Raw genomic sequence first — 20,048 nt, 5'->3', positions numbered from 1 at the left:
GGGAATCAGAGCATGACAAATTTACTTCAGAGCCTATTTTTATGGGCATTGTACATTTCATCTTTTTACGCCTTTATTCCTAGTTTGATCAGCAGACTCTTTGGGTTGCGCGTGTTCAGGCGTGGGAAAAGCGATACACAGTTTGCGTTAACTTTCGATGATGGTCCCGATCCAATATATACGCCAAGGTTGCTCCGATTGCTGAAGCAATACGATGCCAAGGCGACTTTTTTTGTGGTTGGGGAGCATGCGGCCAGTCACCCGGAACTTATCCAGCACATTCATGAGCAAGGACATCTGATTGGAATCCATAACTACATCCACAAAACAAACTGGTTAATGCGGCCGCGTACGGTTAAAAATCAGATACAGCGAACAGGCCAGATTATAGAGGAGGTCACGGGGGTAAGAACCTGTTTTTACCGTCCGCCTTGGGGGATCATGAACCTGTTTGATTTTTTCAGCAGAAAGGATCGCCAGATTGTTCTGTGGTCTTCGATGTTCGAGGATTGGAGAAGTCGTGTCGGAGCGAAGAAACTGACAGAACGCATGTTGAAAGAGCTCAGAGGCGGAGAAGTCATGCTGCTGCATGACCGGGGTACCACGCTTGGGGCTGACGCACATGCACCTGAACAGATGCTCCAGGCCTTGGAAGTGGTACTGCAAGAGGCCGAGCGGCAGGGATTGCAAAGTGTACGCATCGATACCTTGATGGGAGGAGGCATTACCGTGAGTGAATCTCAAAAAACGAGTCCAGCTCCAGCTCAGACCGTATTATCTCCATGGAAACGAATTGTGGTTGCTTTATGGCTTGGCTGGGAGAAGCTGTTCCACTGGGTATACCATCTGCGGACAGCTTCGCCGGAAGACCCGATGCTTCATTATCGATCCCGTGTATATCACGGTGCGTTGGTTGAAATGAGCGAGGGGCAAGTCATCCGAAACGGCGACCCGGTTATTGAACTTCATTTTGATAATAAAAAATTATTCGAGCTCGGGATGACCTCGCGCTCCAGTATGCATCTGGCCATCCGTATGATTCGGGCTATGGAACAGCAGCTTCCCGATCTGGCTCGGCAGATTGCATCGGAACCTGAACTCCGTTCTGCCAAAGCAGTGTACGGTGTAAGTATGATTAATCGGGGACCTGAGAAATTCGGATTTACCGTTAAGGATCTGCCGCCTGGACCTTTCAGTTCGGCTTCCAAGGTGTATCTCAAACTATTGCTGAGTGTAATTCATCCTTCAGGAACCAAGCGTTTGAAACAGCGATCCGAGCAATTGGTTCCGAAAATGATTGCCATGCCGCTTGGTGTATTAATGGAGCGTTACGGACAACATGCCCTTGTAGCTGCAACAACGGAACAGATGCAAACAGATCTGGTGGAGAGTGAAGCGGATGTACTGGCCGGTGCTGAGCTGAACAACACACCAACGGTTTAATAAACTAGAAGGGTATTATTCATATCTAATTCGATTGCATGTAAATCAATGCAAAAAGGGTTGCTCCCTTGCCATCACTGGCAGAGGAGCAACCCTTTTTATTTTGTATTTTGCATCATATAGTAAAACAATTGAAAAATTGCAAGGGATTAAATTTTCAAAACCCCACCGTTACTTGCGTTGGTAACGAGTTTGGAATAGCGAGCCAGCAAGCCAGTTTTTACTTTCGGCTCGAAGCCTTTCCAACCAGCACGGCGACGTTCGAACTCTTCATCGCTGATGTGCAGCTCGATAATGCGGTTATTCAGATCCAGCTCAATGATATCTCCTTCTTCAACAAAAGCGATTGGACCGCCTTCTGCTGCTTCCGGAGAGATGTGGCCGATACTGATACCGCGGGATGCACCAGAGAAACGTCCGTCTGTGATCAGACCGACTTTGGCACCAAGACCCATACCTACGATCTGGGAAGTTGGAGCAAGCATCTCAGGCATACCTGGTCCGCCTTTTGGTCCTTCGTAACGGATAACGACAACGTGTCCTTCTTTTACTTTGCCGTTCGCGATGCCTTCGAGTGCCTCTTCCTGTGAATCGAAGCAGATCGCAGGTCCTTTGTGGTAACCGCCAACCGAAGCATCAACCGCACCGACTTTGATAATCGCGCCTTCCGGTGCAAGGTTACCAAACAATACGGCAAGGCCACCTCTTTCGGAATGCGGGTTATCCAGCTTGTGGATAACATTCGTATCCTGAATCTCTTGTCCCTCTACGTTCTCACGGATCGTTTTACCTGTTACGGTAATACAATCCGCGTGGATCGCGCCTGGTTTCTTCAGCAATTCGTTTAGAACTGCACTTACGCCGCCGGCATTGTGTACATCTTCGATGTGCAGGTCGGATGCAGGTGCAAGCTTCGCCAGGTGAGGTACACGGTTAGCCACTTCATTGATGCGCTCGATTGGATAATCGATGCCTGCTTCATGAGCGAGAGCCAAAGTGTGCAGTACAGTGTTGGTTGAACCACCCATAGCCATATCCAGTGCGAAGGCGTTGTCGATCGCTTCAACCGTAACGATATCGCGTGGTTTCAGATCCAGTTTGATGAGTTCCATCAATTGTTTCGCGGATTGTTTAACAAATTCACGACGCTCAGGAGCTACAGCCAAAATGGTACCGTTACCTGGCATAGCCAGTCCCATCGCTTCAGCCAGACAGTTCATTGAGTTTGCTGTGAACATACCGGAGCAAGAACCGCAAGTTGGGCAACCGAACTGTTCAAGCTCGAGCAAGCTCTTATCGTCGATTTTACCAGCCTGGAATGCACCTACGCCTTCAAATACGGAAGTCAGGGACAGGGCCTTACCATTGCTGTCACGACCTGCTTTCATTGGGCCACCACTTACAAATACCGTTGGGATATTGCAGCGGAGTGCACCCATCATCATGCCTGGTGTGATTTTGTCACAGTTCGGGATACAGACCATGCCGTCGAACCAGTGTGCTGATACAACCGTTTCCACGGAATCCGCGATAATATCACGGCTTGGCAGCGAGTAACGCATACCAATGTGTCCCATGGCAATTCCGTCATCTACTCCGATGGTGTTGAATTCGAATGGAACGCCGCCCGCTTCACGAATAGCATCCTTTACGATTTTACCGAATTCCTGCAGGTGAACGTGGCCCGGCACGATATCAATGTAAGAGTTACATACAGCGATAAACGGCTTGCCGAAGTCCTCTTCTTTAACGCCCGCTGCGCGGAGCAGACTCCGGTGTGGTGCACGGTCAAAACCCTTTTTGATCATATCGGAACGCATCTTATTGGCTGACATGGTGTATTTCCCCCCAAATATATAATATTGAGCAACATGAATGGAAATATAAATGGCAGTGCATCTGTCGTTTAATTTCATCCGTACTCTAAAAAATAACCGACTCGGTCGGCTTCGAGCTTCCCGTAGTTTATGAAGTTCTTTGCTGCTTTAAACCCGTGAACAACCCGGTTTTTTATAGAGTCTATCACAACCGTCGTCATATTTCTACAATCAATAGAAAGAAGCCGTCTCTCATTTTCATGGAGTTCGGCTTTCTTAACAGCAATATAACGTTTTGTTATTATTCGGATAAGATTCGGTGTAAAAGGCTAGTTGCTTCCACCTTTGCGTCCGATCTCACGATAGAATTCTTTGGTATGCGTTTCGGAGGTTGCTTCGCCACCCTTGCGTCCAATCTCCTTGTAAAAATCGGAATCATGAGCATCAGAGGTCGCTTCTCCACCTTTTTTGCCTATCATTTGGTAAAAGCTGCGGTCATGATTTTTGGAGGTGGCTCTGCCACCCAATCGGCCTGCTTCCTCTCGACTCATCTTTTGTCCAGCTGCCTGTGAACGTGCCATTACAAATCACTCCTTAAGGGATAAGTTGTTTTTTGTAGCGCGTATCCCTACTTACCACGTTGCTTCCAGCCTGAAACAAGCCGTTACGATAGAGAGTAATGAACAAGGGGCAGATGAGCATTCATGCAGAACGTTTGAATATTTCACGGCGATGCAGGGAAAACCGTGAGATATCCGGTTCGATTACGGGCCGAAAGGCCTGACGTACTGCGGGCTGGGCCAATAGTACAGCAAACATTACGGCTATGGCAACGATCACAGGAATGTATAATCCGCTTTCGATATAATTATAAACGCCTGACCAGATCATAAGGCGAACGAGAAATCCATGCAGAAGAAATACATAAAGTGTACGCCGTCCCATATCGGTCAGTCTGGATGTAAGAGAAGGCACCCAGGCCAGAAATAGAGCTCCCGAGATCATTTCGAGGGCATAAATTGCAAGACGATAGATTCCGGCATACCACTCATGGTGACCGAGTTCAGCATAAGTCATGCTGCCCATTAACCACCCTGTGGAGATCTGAAGTCCACCCAAACCTATCCATATCAAAAGACCAGCAGATAATATTGCGGCGGCATGACGCCCCCAGCCTGTTCGCACATAAGAACGAATGGAGGCCCCATAGTCATAACCGATCATGAAGAAAGGAAGAAACACAAACGTTCGGCTGAAGCTGAGCCAAAATCCGTCCACAGGCAAGTAACCCGCCACTACTCCCAGTAGAATGGAGGCAATGAGCCGATAGATCGGCTTCCACGATAAGGTAGCTCTAAGCAGGAGCCTCCAGCAGAAGTGACTGGCCAGAAACCACAGCAACAGATAAGGAGCAAAAAAGGACAGTTTCATGTGCGGAGTGTGGAACACCGTAACATCCATTAGAGCATATAACGATTGAAACAAAACGTACTGAAGCGCAATTTGTTTAAGTACTTTGCGTCCGGATGCACCCTGGGGAGCATGTCTGGCGAAATATCCGGTAACCCATACGAATAACGGCATATGAAATGTATATATCCACAGGAACAGAGCCTCTGCTCCCGCAAAGCGTGTAATGAGTGGTTCAAGAGCATTTCCAACGAGTACACAGACAATAAGCATAAAGCGCAAGTTATAAAAAAATGATTCCTGATCACCACGGATTCCAGTCCGGTTGTTCATGTTGTAACCCTCCTGTTGACCTCACGGTCGAGGCCATCTGTATCTTTCATAAGGGTAATACGGATATGAAGGAATCATTGTGATATAATTCACAATAGAAAGCGCTATCCTTTCCCGGAGCTGTGACAACAAAATGAACGAGCGGGATTGACAACGGTTGCATAGAGGATGACAATGGGAAAAGAAGATGAGGAATTGTAAATTTAAGGAGGCTAAGAAACGATGTCAACGAATACCCGCCAAAGTCCTGAGATTGTTACATTCGGTGAAAGTATGGGTTTGCTGACAGCCAAGGATACAAGAGGTCTTGAATACGCGGCTTCATTGGACAAGTCGTTTGGCGGCGCAGAGAGCAATCTGGCCATCGGTGTGTCCCGTCTGGGCCATACAAGTGGTTGGTTTGGGCGCTTGGGTCAGGATCCCCTCGGCACCATGATCTTAAAAGCGATTCGTGGTGAAGGTGTAGATGTATCCAGAGCACGCTTGAGTGACGCGGAACCAACAGGTCTGATGATTCGTGAGAACGCTTCCGGGAAATCCTCTGTACATTATTATAGGAAACTATCCGCTGCAAGTGCGATGACTCCGGATGATCTGGATCCGGACTATATTGCCGGGGCTGAGATTTTGCACGTTACAGGTATTACTGCCGCTATAAGCCCTTCGGGTTTGTCTACGGTAGAAGCTGCCATACATATAGCCAAACAGGCTGGTGTAAAAGTAAGTTTTGATCCGAATCTGCGTCTTAAACTCTGGTCAGTAGAGCAGGCTCGTCCGGTTTTGCTTCGTCTGGCAGAGCAGGCTGACTACTTTTTGCCTGGCCTGGACGAGATGAAGCTGCTGTATAACGAACAGGATGAGCAGAAGATATTTGAACGTTTGTCAGCTCTGAATGCCGTCTCCATCGTAAAAGGTGGACCGGATTTGACCTATGTATTGGTGAATGGTACCCTAACGGAAGTTCCGTACTTCAAGGCGGATCATGTGCTGGATACGGTTGGCGCGGGAGATGGATTTTGTGCAGGTTTCCTATCAGGCCTGCTCAAGGGATACTCTCCGCAGGAGGCTACCCGGCTCGGGAACTTAACTGGCTCCATGGTTATACAGGCCGTTGGTGATTGGGAGGCGCTTCCGACGTGGGAGCAAGTCGAGGCCAAGCTGAACAACGTAACCCATGTTGAGCGCTAGTCGCTGCTGATATCATGTAAGTCTCATCTTCGTTCTTCAATTGTAAGGCTTGTAATAAACAACCACATTGATAAGGGAGAGAATGAAATGAAGAAGCTTCAGCTGCTGCAAAAAATAACGGATAACGGGGTAGTCGCCGTACTTCGGGCCGACTCTGCCGATCAGGTCATTGCCATGGCTGAGCAAGCCATCGCCGGTGGTATCAAAGTGATTGAGATTACGATGACGGTTCCCAGTGCACTCAAAGCCATCGAGAAACTGAGCCGTGTCTACCATTGGAACACACAGGATCCCGAAAAGTTTGCCATAATAGGAGCAGGAACAGTGCTTGAGCCCCAGACAGCAAGAGCTGCAATCATGTCAGGTGCTGAGTTTGTTGTCGGACCATCGCTGAATCCGGATACCGTAAAGATCTGCAATCTCTATCGAATTCCGATCCTACCTGGCGTGATGACCATTGCCGATGTTCAACGTGCGCTTGAGCTTGGTGTGGACATCGTGAAGCTGTTCCCAGGCAATCTGTATGATCCATCCATTATCAAGACAATGAAGGGGCCTATGCCTCAAGCGAATTTTATGCCGACCGGCGGGGTATCCTTGTCCAATCTGGGCGATTGGATCAAGGGAGGAGCCGTAGCTGTGGGGATCGGGTCCGACCTGACTTCCGAAGCGATGAAAACAGGGGATTTAAGTCATGTTCGCCGCAAGGCGGAACAATATATGGATGCTTACCGTAAGGCGAAAGCGGAATAGAGGCAAGGCGGGGAATGTGAGCAGGTTCAGCCTTGCTCCTATTCCCCAAGAGCCGCAGTACCTGCGGTAAGTGAAGAAAGGTGATTGAAGTTGAGGAACCGGTATAATACAGGGCGCAAGAAGAGGGGCATCGGAAAATTTCTGCTCGTACTTCTGGCGCTCATTGTCATTGGCTGCGGGTTTGTTGCCTGGAAGCTATTTACCCCGTACGGACCGCAGGAAATGGCCCAGAAGGCTATGGAAACAGCAGATCAGGTTACGGTGAGTGAACAGGAAAACTGGATTGATTTTATGCCAGACAAACCTGAAGGGATTAGTGTTATTTTCTATCCGGGTGGTTTGGTGAAACCGGAAAGTTATGCTCCTCTGGCTAAAGAGTTGGCAGAAGCCGGACACCATACCATCATTGCCAAAATGCCGGTCAATCTGGCAGTACTGAAACAAAATCTGGCAGATGATATTCGTAATGCTTATCCGGACGAATCATTCGTCATGGGTGGACACTCATTGGGTGGATCCATGGCTGCACGTTATGCAGCATCCCATCCGGGCGCGCTTCAAGGCATCTTTTTCCTGGCGTCCTATCCGGATCAAAAAGGCAGCGTGAAGTCATTGGGGATTCAGGCGCTATCCATATTGGGTACCAATGACGAAGTCGTCAATGCGACCAAATACCAAAACGGCCGCGTCTATCTGCCGGAAGACACGGTGTACTACACCATTGAAGGAGGGAACCACTCGCAGTTCGGTGACTACGGGCACCAGAGTGGTGACGGAGAACCTGAAATTACGGGCGAAGAGCAGTTGTCTCAAACGGTAAAGGCGGTTACCGAATGGCTCGAAGGTATCCAATAATACATCTGCCAGGAGGGGCGGCAAGGTTATGGCCATACTTCAAATAAACGGTCTGCAGCTTCCCTGTCAGGGCATTTTGTTCGATAAGGATGGGACACTGCTTGAATTTTTGCAATTATGGGGGCCGTGGGCCGATTCCTTGCTAAATCAATTGGAAGCCTTGTTATCTGGCATGGGGACTGGTTTCACGGTGGAAAGAGGTAAGGTACTCGGTACAGTACACGATAGCGAAGGACGCATTGTTGATTATGACAGGCAGGGTCCGCTGGCCATCGCTACTGTAGATGAGAGCACCGGGCTCCTGGCCGGACAGTTGTATGCGGCAGGCATGCCTTGGAATGATGCGATCACAACAGTCCGTGAGCTCTCCAATTCAGCCATGCAGGAAGTGCGTTCCAAACGGCAGGCCGAGCCTATGCCTGGGCTGGTTTCTTTTTTGCAGAGCTGCCAAGCAGCTTCGATCAAGGTGGCGGTGGTAACCTCGGACAGCACGCCCGCAGCAGAAGAACATCTGGAATGGATGGGGATACGGTCTTTCTTTACGTCCATCGTAGGCTGTGACCGCGTTACATTAGGCAAGCCGAATGGCGAAACTGCCAAGCTGGCATGTCGTGAATTACATATTCATCCTAACCAGGCCATCGTTATAGGCGATAGCAACGGGGATATGCAGATGGGACTGAACGCAGGAGTTTCACATGTTGTTGGTTTTTGTCCCCCTGGGGAGGAAGCAGTACATTTACAGGATGCGGATGTCGTTATCGGGGATTATCATGAAATCCGGGTGAGTCCGGATGGTGCCTGAAAGGGATTATTCCGCTAAGGAGGAGAGAGGATGAACGGGATAGAACAGCTGGCTTCCTGGATTCAGGAAAGTTCCAATATTGTTTTTTTCGGAGGTGCAGGAACGTCGACCGAAAGCGGGATTCCCGACTTCCGCTCTGCCGCGGGCCTATATCAGACAGAGCAGCATTCTCCGTATCCGCCAGAGGAACTGCTGAGTCGTCACTTTTTCGATCAGCATGCCGATATTTTCTATGATTTCTATCGGGGCAAAATGCTTCATCCCGATGCCGAACCTAACGGTTGTCATAAGCTCCTTGCACGTTTGGAGCAGGAAGGTCGGCTGAAGGCGGTCATTACCCAGAATATCGACGGGTTGCATCAAAAAGCAGGCAGCACCAACGTACTCGAATTGCATGGTTCCGTTCATCGGAATGCCTGTATGGATTGCGGGCGTTTCTACCCGCTGGATGACATCATTCGGTCGAAGGATGCGGTTCCCCGCTGTGCGGTTTGTAATGGTGTCATTAAGCCTGACGTTGTGCTCTATGAAGAGGAACTGGACCAGAACACGCTATACCACTCTGTGGACGCAATCTCTTCTGCTGATCTGCTGCTGGTCGGCGGTACCTCATTGACCGTCCACCCTGCTGCACAGCTAATTACGTATTTTCGGGGAAAACACACCGTCTTACTGAATGCCACGCCAACGGCGTATGACCGGCAGGCAGATTTGCTGATTACCGAGCCGATCGGCGAGGTAATGATTAAGGTGGACCAGCTTCTTGGTTAAACGGTTTGTCTGAAATAACCGCCTTCTCCCGCGCTCGAAAAGAGTGCAGGAAGCGGAACCTGGGGAAAGAAGGGATTCATGATGGTCTACTTAGCCAGCGATACACGCTATGAAACGATGAAATATAACCGGGTTGGACGTTCTGGACTGAAACTTCCGGCCATTTCACTTGGACTCTGGCATAATTTTGGCGGCATCAATAATGCAGAGAACGGTCGAAACATGATTACTCGATCCTTTGATCTGGGCATTACGCATTTCGATCTTGCCAACAATTACGGTCCGCCCGCAGGTTCTGCAGAGCAGCTATTTGGTCAGGTGCTGGCCCAGGATCTGAAGCCCTATCGGGATGAACTGGTGATATCCACCAAAGCGGGATATTATATGTGGCCCGGACCTTATGGCGAATGGGGTTCCCGCAAGAATCTGGTATCCAGCCTGAATCAAAGTCTCAAGCGCATGGGGCTTGATTATGTCGATATTTTCTATTCCCATCGTTATGATCCGGAAACACCGCTGGAAGAAACGATGATGGCTCTGGACCATATTGTTCGTTCGGGTAAAGCACTCTACGTGGGCATCTCCAATTACCCGGCGGAGCAGACGAGAGAGGCTGCCGAAATTCTGAAGGGTTTGGGTACACCTCTATTGATCCACCAGCCGAAGTATTCCATGCTGGACCGCTGGATTGAAGATGGGCTGCAGGACGTGCTGGATGAGTATGGTGCAGGCAGCATTGCATTTTGTCCTTTGGCACAGGGGGTACTGACGAACAAATATCTGAACGGTATTCCGGAGGATTCTCGTGCAAAAGGGCCGTCCGTTTTCTTGAACGAGAACAATATCTCACCTGAGACGCTGCGCAAAGTTCGTGCTCTCAATCAGATTGCTGCAGCTCGTGGTCAGAGTCTGGCGCAGTTCGCGCTTGCCTGGGTTTTGCGAAGCGGTAGGGTAACATCGGCATTGATCGGTGCAAGCCGTACATCGCAGATCGAGGAGAATGTGGCCGCACTCAATCAGCTGGACTTCTCATCGGAAGAGCTGGAGCGAATTGAATCCATTCTCAGTCCCGAACATCATGACAAATAAGCATGTGACTGAGAACCTATAATTAAATGAAAAAAGAAGGTGCATGTTAGCCGTAATGGCAGATGCATCTTCTTTTCTTTTTCACTAATTTGCACTCATGCATGGTGCCCAAGTAAACAGACGTTGTTCGCAACACTACACTTTTCCTGAAGGGTTATTTCTTGTTTGGTTGTGCCATGCCGGGCCTCGGAGCTGGAGGTCTGGAGAGAATATTTTCCCGATAGAGAGTCGGGGCTTCTCCGTGGAAACGTTTGAACTGTTTGGAGAAATAAAGGGCATCTGGCAGTCCTACGGATGCGGATACCTGCTCAATGGACAGATCCGGGCGTTCACGCAGCAGCTGCCGCGACTTGTCAATGCGGAGCTTGAGCAGATACGTGACCGGGGACAGACCGGTTTCCTGCTTGAATATCCGGGATAGATAAGCGCGGTTGTAGCCGAGGCTGGCCGACATCTGTTCAATGGAGACAGGGTGAGCATATTGGGTAGACATGTATTGGATCATCTGTTTTACCGTCCGTCTAATCGAAGATTCACCTGGAATCAGGGTTTGTCCCTGAGAAAGGTGATTTTGGGCTTCGGCTAGAATCATATATAAGGTACCGATGGATGTAAAATGAGAGCTTTCCTTACGCTCTGCAAATGCATTTTGCATGACGGATAGCCAGTCAGCAATTCCGCAGGACGGCCCGGCATGAAAAACGGATTTTTCTGGACGGAAGCCTGCTTCTTCCGTGTGTTTCCCAGCCTGGCTGCCTGTATAGGCCATCCATCGATATTCCCAGGGGCGGCGGGCATCGGACTGGTAGCTGACCAGTTGCCCGGGATGAATGAGGAAACAATCTCCTGCGGATAATTCGTAGGTATGGAGTTCCGTACGGAATGTACCAGCGCCCTTTTCTACATAATGAAGCAGATAGTAATCGTATAGTTTTGGACCAAGAGCATGACCCGGAAGAGTCTGGCTTGCGCCTGCAAAAAGGACATGTAATGGCCCCTTATCATAATAGACCGGATTGGAGGCAACGGAGTACGTTTTTGCTCCACTTTTCCCCGAGGATTCCTGTGTGTTTTTTATCGGATCTACTGCTGAATGTTCCTTGTGTTGATCAATCATGTGCCGTTCCTTCTTTCTGTGGTGTTCTTTCCATTATATGACGGAAGGTCACATTTATCCATATGAAACACACATGGTTGCATTTCAAGAGGTACCGCTTTCTTGTATAATAACCTTAACAAAACAACAACATTGAGATGAGGTGCAGCAGCAATGAACATACATGAATTGAAACAAAAGTTTATTGAGAAGTACGGAGAGAGTGAAGCGGATTTCCGTGTATTCCATGCTCCTGGACGTGTAAATCTGATCGGGGAACATATCGACTACAATGGCGGGTACGTGCTTCCGGCAGCACTTGAATTCGGCACAACACTTGTTATCCGGGAACGGAAGGACGACAAGTTGCAGCTGGCTTCCACCAATATGTCCTATGAAGGCGTGCTGGACACATCCTCGATCGGCAAGGAGAAAACAGGGGAGTGGACAGATTATCCAGTTGGTGTCATGGTTGAACTGCAAGCTAAAGGCGTGAAGGTAACGAAAGGATATGACTTCCTATACCACGGTGAAATCCCGAACGGGGCCGGACTCTCCTCTTCGGCTTCGCTGGAGGTGCTTACAGGATACGCGATACAGTCGATGGAAGGTGTATCTGAGATCGATACAGTACAGTTGTCGCTTCTGTCCCAAAAAGCAGAAAACGAGTTCGTTGGCGTCAACTGCGGCATTATGGATCAGTTTGCCGTGGCTAACGGAGCAGAAGATCATGCCATTCTGCTAATGTGTGATACGCTTGAATATGAGAAAGTACCTTTCCGTACGGGCTCTTATAAGCTGGTCATTGGCAATACGAACAAACGTCGCGGTCTGGTAGACTCGGCCTATAACGAGCGGCGCTCCCAATGCGAGCAGGCACTTGCCATTTTGAAGGAACAGCTGCCTGCACTTGATTATCTGGCGCAACTGACGCCGGAGCAATTTGTAACACTGCAGGATCACATCAAGGATGAGAAGGTAAGACAGCGTGCAGAGCACGTCGTTGAAGAGAATGCACGTGTGCTTGCATCGGTGGAAGCACTGCGTAATAACGATCTGGAAACGTTCGGCAAGCTGATGAATGCTTCTCATGAATCGCTCCGATATCTGTATGAAGTAAGCTGTGAGGAATTGGACGTGATGGTAGAGGAAGCACAGCGCATTCCAGGCACACTCGGCGCACGCATGACGGGAGCCGGATTCGGTGGATGCACGGTGTCACTGGTACATGAGGATGATGTAGAACGCTTTGTCCGCGAAGTGGGGGCAGCGTATGAAGCACGTACAAGTCTTAAGGGAGACTTCTATGTGTGCGGAGTAGGCGACGGTGTCAAAGAATTGAAGGAGGCGAAGTAAAATGGCAATTTTGGTGACAGGTGGAGCAGGATATATTGGTTCGCATACGGTAGCGGCTTTGTTGGAACGCGGCGAGGAAGTTGTGGTGCTGGATAATTTGCAGACAGGGCATCGGGAAGCATTGCTTGGCGGCAAACTGTATGAAGGAGATCTGCGTGACAAGGCGTTTCTGGCAAAACTGTTCGCTGAGAACTCCATTGATGCAGTCATTCACTTTGCGGCCAATTCCCTGGTCGGAGAGAGTATGAAGGATCCGGTTAAATATTATGACAACAACGTGTTCGGTACGTTGTGCCTGCTGGAAGCAATGAATGCAGCCAATGTGCGCCGGATCGTATTCTCTTCTACAGCTGCCACCTATGGTGAGCCTGAGAAAGTGCCAATCGAAGAAAGTGACCGCACTGAACCTACAAACGTGTATGGTGAAACGAAACTGATGATGGAGCGCATGATGTCCTGGTTCGATAAAGTACAGGATATTAAATACGTGTCCTTGCGTTACTTCAATGCAGCTGGAGCACATGATAGCGGCAAAATTGGTGAAGACCATCAGCCGGAGAGCCACTTGATCCCGCTCGTACTGCAAACCGCACTGAAACAACGTCCGCACATTGCCGTGTTTGGCGATGACTACGCGACAGAAGATGGAACGTGTGTCCGCGATTATATTCACGTGAGTGACTTGGCAGATGCGCATCTGCGCGCGGTAGATTATCTCCGCAAAGGGGAGAACAGTAACGTGTTTAACCTGGGTAATGGTCAAGGCTTCTCGGTTAAACAGGTTATTGAAACTGCGAAAAAAGTGACAGGGCTCGATATCCCGGTTGTACAGGAGCCACGCCGTGCAGGTGATCCGGCTGTACTGGTAGCCTCGTCTGCCAAAGCAAGATCCGTACTGGGCTGGAATCCGACACGGACCAATTTGGAAGATGTCATTCAGAGTGCCTGGAGCTGGCACCAATCTCATCCTAACGGCTACGGAAAAAACTAGGAGGCGAACATCCATATGTCACAGACCCATAATGCTGCAGGCACCACAGACCGGACACCGGAGCAGCAGGAAGCACTGCATGCCATTGAACGTCTGGTTGCATTTGCCTTGCAGAACAAGCTGATTGAAGAAGCGGATCGGGATTACAGCCGTAACCTTCTGCTGGAACAGTTCGGATTTTCCGAGCCTTACGATGGAGCGCTGAACGAGATTGTACCAGATGGACCGCAATCGTTGCTGGATACGTTGATTGACTATGGTTATGCCATTGGACTCATTCCGGAGAATACCGATACGTACCGTGATTTGCTGGATGCGAAAATTATGGGTCAGCTGATGGCCCGTCCATCCGAGGTGGTTCGCGCGTTCCGCCACACAGAGCAAACAGAAGGTATTGAAGCAGCCACATCGAAGTTTTACGAGCTGTCGATTCACTCCAACTACATTCGTATGGACCGAATCTCCAAGAATGTGTATTGGACACAGGAAACGCCATACGGCGATATGGAAATTACGATAAACCTGTCCAAGCCGGAGAAAAGCCCGAAGGAAATCGCCATGGCCAAACTGCTTCCGCCGCCGGTGTATCCGAAGTGTCAATTATGCCGGGAAAATGTAGGCTATGCTGGTCGGGTAAACCACCCGGCCCGTCAAAACCTGCGCGTTATTCCGCTGGAGTTAAACGGTGAACCTTGGTTCTTCCAGTACTCGCCATATGTGTACTATAACGAGCATTGCATCATTTTTCATCATGATCATGTGCCAATGAAGCTGACAAAAGATACGTTGCGTAGACTGCTTGCCTTCGTAGGCGAGTATCCACATTATTTTATTGGTTCCAATGCAGATCTGCCAATCGTGGGTGGTTCGATCCTGACTCACGACCACTTCCAAGGTGGACGTCATACGTTTGCCATCCAAAATGCGAAAGCTGAAGCAGTATTCCGTCATACAGATGCACCTGGGCTTACCCTGAGTCTGGTAAAATGGCCAATGTCCGTTCTTCGGCTCACTTCGCATGATCCAGCGGAGCTGCTCGAAGCGGGTAACGCCGTGTATGAAGCATGGAAACTGTACAGTGATCCTTCCGTTCAGATCCAGGCGTTCAGCGAGGTGGATGGAGAGCAGGTACCTCACAACACCGTAACGCCAATTGTTCGTCGCAGTGCGGACGGTGGTTACGAGATGGATCTGGTTCTCCGCAACAATCGTACGAATGAAGAGCATCCCGAGGGGATTTTCCACCCGCACCGTGAAATGCATCATTTAAAAAAAGAGAACATCGGACTTATCGAAGTCATGGGGCTTGCGATTCTTCCAGGGCGATTAAAAGAAGAATTGGACGGAATCGCCGATATTCTCGCAGGGGACACTCAGCTTGCGGAAGCTGCCCAGGCTTCTGACCATGTTTTGAACCAGCATCTTCGCTGGGCGGAGGAACTGAAAGAACGTTACGGTTCCAACCTGGACAAGGAACAGGCCGTTGCTCTGATTCAGCAGGAAGTTGGCCTGAAGTTTTCCGAGATTTTGGAGCATGCCGGAGTTTACAAATATGATGAAGCCGGACGTCTGGCTTTCCGTCGATTTGTAGAAAGCATGGGATATACCGAATAAGTACAAATGGGCAGTAATATGATGTTATGAATAAACAATTACAAAGGATAGGTGAGCAGCAATGCTCGTCTATCTTTTTTCAATACAATGAATCCATCATCTTGCAATTGTACTTGTGTATGTGGCTCGATGGTTATTAGCGATCATATATCTAAAGTATTCTTCCATCATGAGCAATAAACACAGGGCCATGGCAGAGGCGGGTGGTTCATTGTATAATATGAGAATGATTATCATAGGCTTGATCAAATACTTGAAGTTTAGGAAACGGGGACGAATAAATGGAAAAGAAGCCACTGAACATACCGCTAATCACCGATGCAGCAGAACTGCAAAACATGGTGGGTGAGCCTCATGAGCACGTGAGAAACAAAGCGATATCGTTTGTGGACTCCCATGTTGAACATTTTTTATCCATGTCACCCCTATTTTTTCTGTCCAGTTCCGACGGGGAAGGTAGAAGTGATGCATCCCCCCGGGGAGACGAAGCAGGCTTCGTGAAGGTTCTTGATCCGCATCGTCTGGTCTATCCCGAACGTCCAGGCAATCGCCGCATCGACTCGCTGTTAAATATCCTAACCCATCCTGGGGTGGGCATGCTCTTCCTCATTCCTGGCATGAACGAAGTATTACGGATCAATGGAACAGCTTCTATTACGAAGGATGAGGAGTTTATCAACAGTATGGGCTGGACGGGGAAAACGATAGGGGCAGCCGTTATTGTAGACGTGAATGAATGCTTTATCCATTGCCCGAGAGCATTCAAGCAGGCGGGATTGTGGTCTTCCGAGTCCTGGGTGGACAAGGAGAGTCTGCCTTCCAGCATGGATATGTTCCGTGCCCATCTGCAAATTAACGGCTTGTTATAAGTGAGTGACTATGGATTTGTTTTTATAAAATCGGGGTACTATAATTGGAGTTGCACAAACATTCTAACTCCAATGGAGGCGACATAGATTATGAGATCTTTTCAATTTTATAACCCTACCCGTCTGATCTTCGGTAAAGGACAACTGGAAGCGTTGAAAACCGAAGTACCGAAGTACGGCAAACGGGTATTGCTTGTATATGGCGGCGGCAGCATTAAACGTAGTGGTCTGTATGATCAAGTGATCGGATTGCTTAAGGAAATTGGCGCAGAAGTTACAGAACTGGCAGGCGTGGAACCGAACCCGCGTCTTTTAACTGTCCATAAGGGAGTAGACATCTGTAAAACTCAGAACATTGAGCTGATTCTCGCCGTAGGTGGCGGTAGTGTGCTTGACTGTGCCAAAGCGATTGCCGTAGGTGCGAAATACGATGGCGATATGTGGGATTTTGCTCAGCGTAAAGCGGTTGCTCAGGACGCACTTCCACTTGGTACCGTACTAACGATGGCAGCAACAGGTTCCGAGATGAACTCGGGTTCTGTTATTACGAATCAGGATACACAGGAAAAATTGGGCTGGGGCAGTGCGTATTCGTTCCCTGCGTTCTCCATCCTTGACCCGGTTAATACATATACCGTGCCTTTGGACCAGACGGTATACGGCATGGTTGACATGATGTCTCACGTATTGGAGCATTATTTCCATCTGGATGAGAATACGCCAGTACAACTTGGATTCTGTGAAACTATTCTGCGTACGGTTATGGATGCAGCACCTCGTTTGGTAGAGGATTTGGAAAACTATGAGCTGCGCGAAACCATTCTGTACTGCGGTACGATGGCATTGAACGGCGTACTGAATATGGGACTAGCAGGTGACTGGGCAACCCACAACATCGAACATGCAGTATCTGCTGTATATGACATCCCGCACGGCGGGGGCCTTGCGATCCTGTTCCCGAACTGGATGAAACACAACCTGGACGTAAACGTGGATCGTTTCAAACGATTGGCTGTTAATGTCTTTGAAGTGAATCCTGAAGGCAAATCGGACAAACAGGTAGCTGAGGAAGGCATCGAAGCTTTGCGTAAATTCTGGACGTCTATTGGCGCACCTAGTCGTCTTGCTGACTATGACATTGACGACAGCCAGATTGATGTCATGGCTGACAAGGCGATGCTGTTTGGCCCATTTGGTAACTTCAAGAAGCTGCAGCGTGAGGATGTTGTATCCATTTACAAGGCTTCTCTGTAAATTGCATTCAATTATTAAAAAAGACCGCAAATCTCCACAATATGGAGATTTGCGGTCTTTTTGCGTGAAATACCATGCAGAATAACCATTATCGGGTCTAGAATACAAATGAGGAAAGATTTTGAAACTTTAAGCCGATGGCTACGTATTTATTTACATGAGGAATGCCCAGTGGGTTAAAAGTTTCGGCAGAAGAGAGGAGGAACGGGGAATGGAGTCCATCTATTGGGGGTGTCTAATCGGAGGAGCCATTTTTGCGGTCGTCAGCGTGGTGCTGGGTGATTTGATTGACGGATTGCTGGATGGAGCCTTTGAACTGCCAGGCATTGATTTTCTCAAACCTGTTGTACTTGCTGGTTCTATCACAGCGTTTGGCGGAGCTGGTATCATGTTGACGCGTTATAGCTCCGTAAGTGCCATTGCGGGTCTTATCTTATCCCTGCTTATAGGTATTGCTGCTGCCATGCTGGTATTCTTTGCTTATATCAAGCCGATGCGGAATAGTGAGGTTTCCATTGCATTTTCCATGAAGGAGCTATCCGGGAAAATCGGAGAAATTACGATTCCAATACCTGAAAGGGGTTTCGGTGAGGTCATGATCCGTGTTGCTTCCGGTAACACGATTCATACGGCATCCAGTTTCGAACATCGCCCTATTGCGGCGGGAGTGCGCGTTGTCGTGGTGGACATAACTGAAGGTGTGCTTCGTGTGGCGGAATGGGATGAAGATGTACTTAAAGACGTTTGAGTAGAACGAGAGAAGTTGTTTTGTCATCATTGTAATAAGGGGAGAGATGTGGAATGGAATTCAATATGGATGTGTTGTTGATTCCTGCAATTGTTGTAGGTGTCATTCTGGTTCTTGGTTTGGCCTTCTGGGCGAGATATAAGACGGTTGGACCCGATGAAGCGATGATCGTTACGGGTTCCTTTCTGGGGAATAAAAATATTTCCGAAGATGAGTCCGGACGTAAAATTAAAATTGTACGCGGCGGTGGTGCCTTCATCTGGCCTGTGTTCCAGCAGTCCGAATTTATCTCATTGCTATCTCATAAGCTGGACGTATCCACGCCAGAAGTGTATACGGAACAAGGGGTTCCGGTTATTGCAGATGGTGTAGCGATTATCAAAGTTGGTAGTGCTGTGGAAGATGTAGCAACCGCAGCCGAACAATTCATCGGTAAACCTGTTGAAGCCTTAAGAGGCGAAGCACAGGAAGTTCTGGAAGGGCATTTGCGGGCCATTCTCGGAACCATGACTGTGGAGGAAGTTTATCGGAATCGGGATCGGTTCGCACAAGAGGTTCAGGGTGTGGCTGCACGAGATCTGAAAAAGATGGGTTTGCAGATCGTATCCTTTACCATCAAGGATGTTCGTGACAAACAAGGATATCTGGACGCCCTCGGTAAGCCGAGAATTGCTGCCGTGAAACGGGATGCCGAGATTGCGGAAGCCGAAGCAATGAGAGATGCTCGTATTCAAAAAGCGAATGCAGAAGAGCAAGGGCAAAAGGCGGAATTGCTCCGGGATACCAATATCGCGGAAGCAGCCAAAGAGAAGGAATTGAAAGTGGCAGCGTTTAAGCGCGACCAGGATACGGCTAAGGCCGAAGCAGACCAAGCGTATCATATCCAAGAAGCGCGTGCGAAACAGACGGTTGTGGAAGAACAAATGAAAGTTGAACTCGTGCGTAAAGAACGTGAGATTGACCTGAAGGAAAAAGAAATTACCGTACGTGAGAAGCAGTATGACGCCGAAGTGAAGAAAAAAGCGGAAGCAGATCGTTATGCTGTCGAGCAGGCGGCCGAAGCGGACAAAGCAAAAAGAATGCGCGAGGCCGATGCGGTGCAATACTCCATCGAGACTCAAGCCAAAGCAACAGCCGAACAAAAACGGCTTGAAGGTCAGGCTGTGGCAGATGCAGAACGGGCCAAGGGTACTGCGGATGCAGAAGTCATTCGTCTGCGCGGTCTTGCGGAAGCCGAAGCGAAAGAGAAACTGGCTGAAGCGTTCCAGAAGTTTGGCGAGGCTGCAGTACTCGATATTATCGTCAAAATGCTGCCTGAGCTTGCTGGTAAAATTGCAGAGCCGATCTCATCCATTGATAAATTAACTGTGGTAGATACAGGTAAGGGTGAGGGTGCAGCACGTGTAAGTAACTATGTGACCGAACTGATGTCTACAGCTCCTGAGATGCTGAAAAGCGTATCGGGCATTGATGTAGAGCAGTTGATCAAAGGTTTGACCAAGTCCCAAACGCCTGCACCTGTTGCTGTTCAGCAAAGCGAAACTGTAAACACTCCATCAGTGATCGATAAGATTGTGGAGAGAGCTGGAACAGAGGATTAGGACTACGTGTGAATGATACGTGAAGCTCTATTGACCTTAACGTGATTTTTTGTTA

The 20,048-nt window shown here is 48.9% G+C and carries 17 protein-coding genes and 1 pseudogene; 14 read left to right on the top strand and 4 right to left on the bottom strand.

Features of this window, described 5'->3' with window-relative positions; translation table 11 throughout:
- The first annotated feature begins 12 nt into the window (after positions 1-12).
- Positions 13-1,443, top strand: a complete 1,431-nt coding sequence (locus AC3WQ3_RS07595) for a polysaccharide deacetylase family protein (RefSeq protein ID WP_492471902.1) — start codon at positions 13-15, stop codon at positions 1,441-1,443.
- A gap of 149 nt (positions 1,444-1,592) precedes the next feature.
- On the opposite strand, the gene ilvD is transcribed toward AC3WQ3_RS07595, so the two are convergent.
- From ilvD to AC3WQ3_RS07580, 3 genes and pseudogenes are all read right to left on the bottom strand, one after another.
- Positions 1,593-3,278, bottom strand: a complete 1,686-nt coding sequence (gene ilvD, locus AC3WQ3_RS07590; RefSeq protein WP_095289529.1) for a dihydroxy-acid dehydratase — start codon at positions 3,276-3,278, stop codon at positions 1,593-1,595.
- Between the two features lie 320 nt (positions 3,279-3,598).
- Positions 3,599-3,841 (bottom strand): annotated as a pseudogene (locus tag AC3WQ3_RS07585) (KGG domain-containing protein); the annotation flags it as partial.
- 121 nt (positions 3,842-3,962) lie between these two features.
- Positions 3,963-5,003, bottom strand: coding sequence for an acyltransferase family protein (locus AC3WQ3_RS07580; protein ID WP_492471901.1), 1,041 nt, complete (start codon positions 5,001-5,003; stop codon positions 3,963-3,965).
- Between the two features lie 222 nt (positions 5,004-5,225).
- Between AC3WQ3_RS07580 and AC3WQ3_RS07575 the strand changes: the two genes are divergently transcribed.
- The 6 genes from AC3WQ3_RS07575 (at position 5,226) to mgrA (ending at position 10,464) form a co-directional block, all read left to right on the top strand.
- The gene (locus AC3WQ3_RS07575; protein ID WP_492471900.1) at positions 5,226-6,191 is read left to right on the top strand and encodes a sugar kinase; all 966 of its coding nucleotides are present in this window, start codon (positions 5,226-5,228) and stop codon (positions 6,189-6,191) included.
- An 87-nt stretch (positions 6,192-6,278) separates the two neighbouring features.
- Positions 6,279-6,944 (top strand): bifunctional 2-keto-4-hydroxyglutarate aldolase/2-keto-3-deoxy-6-phosphogluconate aldolase, encoded by a 666-nt coding sequence (locus tag AC3WQ3_RS07570; protein ID WP_336780285.1) that lies wholly within the window; start codon positions 6,279-6,281, stop codon positions 6,942-6,944.
- A 90-nt stretch (positions 6,945-7,034) separates the two neighbouring features.
- On the top strand, positions 7,035-7,799 hold the full coding sequence (locus AC3WQ3_RS07565; protein ID WP_336780286.1) for an alpha/beta fold hydrolase: 765 nt from the start codon (positions 7,035-7,037) through the stop codon (positions 7,797-7,799).
- A 28-nt stretch (positions 7,800-7,827) separates the two neighbouring features.
- Positions 7,828-8,604, top strand: a complete 777-nt coding sequence (locus AC3WQ3_RS07560; protein ID WP_492471899.1) for an HAD family hydrolase — start codon at positions 7,828-7,830, stop codon at positions 8,602-8,604.
- Positions 8,605-8,634: 30 nt separating this feature from the next.
- The gene (locus tag AC3WQ3_RS07555; protein ID WP_336780288.1) at positions 8,635-9,375 is read left to right on the top strand and encodes an NAD-dependent protein deacylase; all 741 of its coding nucleotides are present in this window, start codon (positions 8,635-8,637) and stop codon (positions 9,373-9,375) included.
- A gap of 81 nt (positions 9,376-9,456) precedes the next feature.
- Positions 9,457-10,464, top strand: a complete 1,008-nt coding sequence (gene mgrA, locus AC3WQ3_RS07550; RefSeq protein WP_095289537.1) for an L-glyceraldehyde 3-phosphate reductase — start codon at positions 9,457-9,459, stop codon at positions 10,462-10,464.
- 154 nt (positions 10,465-10,618) lie between these two features.
- Here the strand turns inward: mgrA and AC3WQ3_RS07545 are convergent, their stop codons facing one another.
- On the bottom strand, positions 10,619-11,581 hold the full coding sequence (locus AC3WQ3_RS07545) for an AraC family transcriptional regulator (protein WP_336780289.1): 963 nt from the start codon (positions 11,579-11,581) through the stop codon (positions 10,619-10,621).
- 153 nt (positions 11,582-11,734) lie between these two features.
- Between AC3WQ3_RS07545 and AC3WQ3_RS07540 the strand changes: the two genes are divergently transcribed.
- The 7 genes from AC3WQ3_RS07540 (at position 11,735) to floT (ending at position 19,993) form a co-directional block, all read left to right on the top strand.
- A complete protein-coding gene (locus tag AC3WQ3_RS07540) occupies positions 11,735-12,916 on the top strand; it encodes a galactokinase (protein WP_336780290.1) in 1,182 nt (393 codons plus the stop codon).
- Between the two features lies 1 nt (position 12,917).
- Positions 12,918-13,907, top strand: coding sequence for a UDP-glucose 4-epimerase GalE (gene galE / locus AC3WQ3_RS07535; RefSeq protein WP_492471898.1), 990 nt, complete (start codon positions 12,918-12,920; stop codon positions 13,905-13,907).
- A 15-nt stretch (positions 13,908-13,922) separates the two neighbouring features.
- Complete coding sequence (locus AC3WQ3_RS07530; protein WP_492471897.1) at positions 13,923-15,521, top strand: UDP-glucose--hexose-1-phosphate uridylyltransferase; 1,599 nt, start codon at positions 13,923-13,925, stop codon at positions 15,519-15,521.
- A gap of 281 nt (positions 15,522-15,802) precedes the next feature.
- The gene (locus AC3WQ3_RS07525; RefSeq protein ID WP_336780293.1) at positions 15,803-16,390 is read left to right on the top strand and encodes an MSMEG_1061 family FMN-dependent PPOX-type flavoprotein; all 588 of its coding nucleotides are present in this window, start codon (positions 15,803-15,805) and stop codon (positions 16,388-16,390) included.
- A gap of 90 nt (positions 16,391-16,480) precedes the next feature.
- On the top strand, positions 16,481-17,644 hold the full coding sequence (locus tag AC3WQ3_RS07520) for an iron-containing alcohol dehydrogenase (protein WP_492471896.1): 1,164 nt from the start codon (positions 16,481-16,483) through the stop codon (positions 17,642-17,644).
- Positions 17,645-17,855: 211 nt separating this feature from the next.
- Complete coding sequence (locus AC3WQ3_RS07515; protein ID WP_492471895.1) at positions 17,856-18,392, top strand: NfeD family membrane protein; 537 nt, start codon at positions 17,856-17,858, stop codon at positions 18,390-18,392.
- Between the two features lie 53 nt (positions 18,393-18,445).
- Complete coding sequence (gene floT / locus AC3WQ3_RS07510) at positions 18,446-19,993, top strand: flotillin lipid rafts scaffold protein FloT (protein ID WP_492471894.1); 1,548 nt, start codon at positions 18,446-18,448, stop codon at positions 19,991-19,993.
- Positions 19,994-20,048 lie beyond the last annotated feature (55 nt).

The sequence above is a fragment of the Paenibacillus sp. FW104-T2 genome (genome assembly GCF_058789975.1).
This window is presented reverse-complemented; position numbering and strand designations above follow the sequence as displayed.

Coding starts and splice junctions, on each gene's coding strand:
- AC3WQ3_RS07520 (WP_492471896.1), top strand. CDS start 16,481: ATGAGATCTTTTCAATTTTATAACCCTACCCGTCTGATCTTCGGTAAA.
- AC3WQ3_RS07545 (WP_336780289.1), bottom strand. CDS start 11,581: ATGATTGATCAACACAAGGAACATTCAGCAGTAGATCCGATAAAAAAC.
- AC3WQ3_RS07575 (WP_492471900.1), top strand. CDS start 5,226: ATGTCAACGAATACCCGCCAAAGTCCTGAGATTGTTACATTCGGTGAA.
- AC3WQ3_RS07595 (WP_492471902.1), top strand. CDS start 13: ATGACAAATTTACTTCAGAGCCTATTTTTATGGGCATTGTACATTTCA.
- AC3WQ3_RS07570 (WP_336780285.1), top strand. CDS start 6,279: ATGAAGAAGCTTCAGCTGCTGCAAAAAATAACGGATAACGGGGTAGTC.
- AC3WQ3_RS07515 (WP_492471895.1), top strand. CDS start 17,856: ATGGAGTCCATCTATTGGGGGTGTCTAATCGGAGGAGCCATTTTTGCG.
- AC3WQ3_RS07525 (WP_336780293.1), top strand. CDS start 15,803: ATGGAAAAGAAGCCACTGAACATACCGCTAATCACCGATGCAGCAGAA.
- AC3WQ3_RS07555 (WP_336780288.1), top strand. CDS start 8,635: ATGAACGGGATAGAACAGCTGGCTTCCTGGATTCAGGAAAGTTCCAAT.
- AC3WQ3_RS07580 (WP_492471901.1), bottom strand. CDS start 5,003: ATGAACAACCGGACTGGAATCCGTGGTGATCAGGAATCATTTTTTTAT.
- AC3WQ3_RS07530 (WP_492471897.1), top strand. CDS start 13,923: ATGTCACAGACCCATAATGCTGCAGGCACCACAGACCGGACACCGGAG.
- galE (WP_492471898.1), top strand. CDS start 12,918: ATGGCAATTTTGGTGACAGGTGGAGCAGGATATATTGGTTCGCATACG.
- AC3WQ3_RS07540 (WP_336780290.1), top strand. CDS start 11,735: ATGAACATACATGAATTGAAACAAAAGTTTATTGAGAAGTACGGAGAG.
- floT (WP_492471894.1), top strand. CDS start 18,446: ATGGAATTCAATATGGATGTGTTGTTGATTCCTGCAATTGTTGTAGGT.
- mgrA (WP_095289537.1), top strand. CDS start 9,457: ATGGTCTACTTAGCCAGCGATACACGCTATGAAACGATGAAATATAAC.
- ilvD (WP_095289529.1), bottom strand. CDS start 3,278: ATGTCAGCCAATAAGATGCGTTCCGATATGATCAAAAAGGGTTTTGAC.
- AC3WQ3_RS07560 (WP_492471899.1), top strand. CDS start 7,828: ATGGCCATACTTCAAATAAACGGTCTGCAGCTTCCCTGTCAGGGCATT.